General features: G+C 67.4%; 3 protein-coding genes. All 3 read left to right on the top strand.

Features of this window, described 5'->3' with window-relative positions; all coding sequences use genetic code 11:
• The coding region (locus tag G3N93_RS38155) for a LysR substrate-binding domain-containing protein (protein WP_241026879.1) at positions 1 to 516 on the top strand (516 nt) is incomplete at its 5' end.
• A 266-nt stretch (positions 517 to 782) separates the two neighbouring features.
• Positions 783 to 1073 (top strand): hypothetical protein, encoded by a 291-nt coding sequence (locus G3N93_RS38150; RefSeq protein WP_206135345.1) that lies wholly within the window; start codon positions 783 to 785, stop codon positions 1071 to 1073.
• Between the two features lie 48 nt (positions 1074 to 1121).
• Positions 1122 to 2337: alkaline phosphatase family protein (locus G3N93_RS38145; RefSeq protein ID WP_277396606.1), on the top strand; the 1216-nt coding region annotated here is incomplete at its 3' end.

The raw sequence follows: 2337 nt of genomic DNA, 5'->3' as shown, positions 1-2337 counted from the left end.
GACGTGGCGCTCGCGCCGCTGCGCAAGCGCGACCGCATCGACGTCGCACTGCGCTACGGGCCCGGCACGTGGCCGGGCGTCGTCGCCGAGAAGCTGATGAACGAGACGATCTTTCCGGTGGCGAGCCCCACGTACCGCAATCGCGACGGCATCGCGCCGCGCGCGCCGGCCGATCTCGTGCGCGCGACGCTGTTGCGCCATCCCGCGCAGCCGTGGGAACCGTGGCTCCAGGCCGCGCGGCTCGACCTCACGGAATCCGCACGCGCGCCGCGTTTCACCGATGCGAATGCGCTGATCGACGCGACGCTGAAGGGGCGCGGCGTCGCACTCGCGCGCCGCTCGCTGATCGAGCCCGAACTCGCGAACGGTACGCTCGTGCGCGTATCGACGGTGCGCGTGACCGACGTGTATGCGCACTACGTCGTGTGGCGCCCGGGCCATCCGCACGAAGCGGCGATCCGCACCTGGCTCGACTGGCTGCGCAGCGAAGTGCGGCGGCGCACGCCGCGTCGCTGACGCAACGCGATCGGCTGCACACGTCCATCATGAACGGTCAGGCCACCGTGGACGCGCTCGTGCATTGCATCGCGCCCCCGGGTAAAAGTGCCCGGCCCGCATCACCCTCCGGGAAATATTGCATCCCCTCGATCGCGCGAAAGCACTTGGTCAGGATATCGAAAGCATTCCGCGATCATGCGCCGGTCGCAAACGATTCACCGAAACGTCGCATCGCGTCGGCATACTCGAAAACGTTTCCCGATCAGCCAGCCAGGAGAGAAGTCATGCGTCGCGTTTCCGTCGTCGTCGTTCTTTGTGCCGCCGCTTTCGTCGCCGCCTGCAGTGACGACGCGCCGCACGACGCACACGCGACCGACGCTTCGCAGCAGGCCGGCGCATCGGCCAGCTCCGCCAGCGCATTCAACAACGACGCAGCCGCGAACCCTGCCGCGTCCGATGCCGCGCCGCTCGCGCCGCCTGTCGTGCACTACCCGCCCGATGACGACGACGCGAAGCCCGCGGCCAATGCGGCGAACGCTGCCGCGTCGAGTGCGGCAGCGTCGTCGCCAGGCTGATCCCTCCGCTTCCGTCCCCCGACCGCAGCAGAACCGAGGTGAAATAACATGACGTCATCGAGCCGCCGCCGTTTCCTGCATACCGTCGCACAATCCGCGGGCGCCGCCGTCGCGCTCAATGCCTTCCCCGAATCGATCCGCCGCGCGCTCGCGATTCCCGCCGCGCGCGGCACCGGCACGATCCGCGATGTCGAGCACATCGTCGTGTTCATGCAGGAAAACCGTTCGTTCGATCATTACTTCGGACACCTGCGCGGCGTGCGCGGCTACAACGACCGCTTCCCGATCCCGCTGCCGAACGGCAAGCCGGTGTGGTACCAGCCGTCGAAGGCCGACCCGGGCAAGCCGGTGCTGCCGTTCCGGCTGAACACGCTGACGACGAGCGCGCAGTGCGTCGGCGACCTCGACCACTCGTGGTACAAGACGCACGCGGCGATCGACGGCGGCCGCTACGACCAGTGGCCCGCGAACAAGACCGACATGACGATGGGCTATCACGTGCGCGAGGACATCCCGTTCCACTACGCGCTCGCCGATGCGTTCACCGTGTGCGACAACTACTTCTGCTCGCTGCCGGGGCCGACGCACCCGAACCGCTCGTACCTGATGACGGGCACCGTCGACCCGACCGGCAAGTTCGGCGGCCCGCTGCTCGACAACAGCGACTATGTCGACGGCGACGGGCCGCCCGCCTACCAGCTGCTGTCGTGGACGACCTTTCCCGAGCGTCTCGAAGCGCACGGCGTGTCGTGGCAGATCTACCAGCAGGGCACGACGGGCAACGATCCGTACAACGGCAACTACGGCACGAACGTGCTGCAGAACTTCGCGAACTTCATCAACGCGAAGCCCGGTTCGTCGCTGTACCAGCGCGCGCAGACGGTGCGCACGCTCGACAACCTGAAGGACGACGTGATCAACGACCGGCTGCCGCAGGTGTCGTGGCTGTGCCCGCCCGCGGCGTTCTCCGAGCATCCGAAATACACGCCCGCGTACGGCGCGAACTACACGTCGCAGATCCTCGATGCGCTCACGTCGAACCCGGACGTCTGGCGCAAGACCGTGCTGTTCATCATGTACGACGAGAACGACGGCTTCTTCGACCACGTCGTGCCGCCGCAGCCGCTGATGACGAGGGTCTCGCCCGACTTCATCGCGACCCGCTGCAGGAAATTGCGCATGTCGACGTCGGGCGTCTGGATCCGCGTCGCGCCGCTGCCCGCGCTGCTCGACACTTCCTTCAGCTGGAGCAGCGACGAAATGT

This window comes from Burkholderia sp. Se-20378, from assembly GCF_017104665.1.
Lineage (GTDB): Bacteria > Pseudomonadota > Gammaproteobacteria > Burkholderiales > Burkholderiaceae > Burkholderia > Burkholderia lata.
The sequence above is the reverse complement of the archived record's forward strand: the minus strand, read 5'-3'. Positions and strand labels throughout refer to the sequence as shown.

What these genes read in the sequence shown, in the direction of transcription:
- G3N93_RS38150 (WP_206135345.1), top strand. Translation starts at nt 783, where the DNA reads ATGCGTCGCGTTTCCGTCGTCGTCGTTCTTTGTGCCGCCGCTTTCGTC.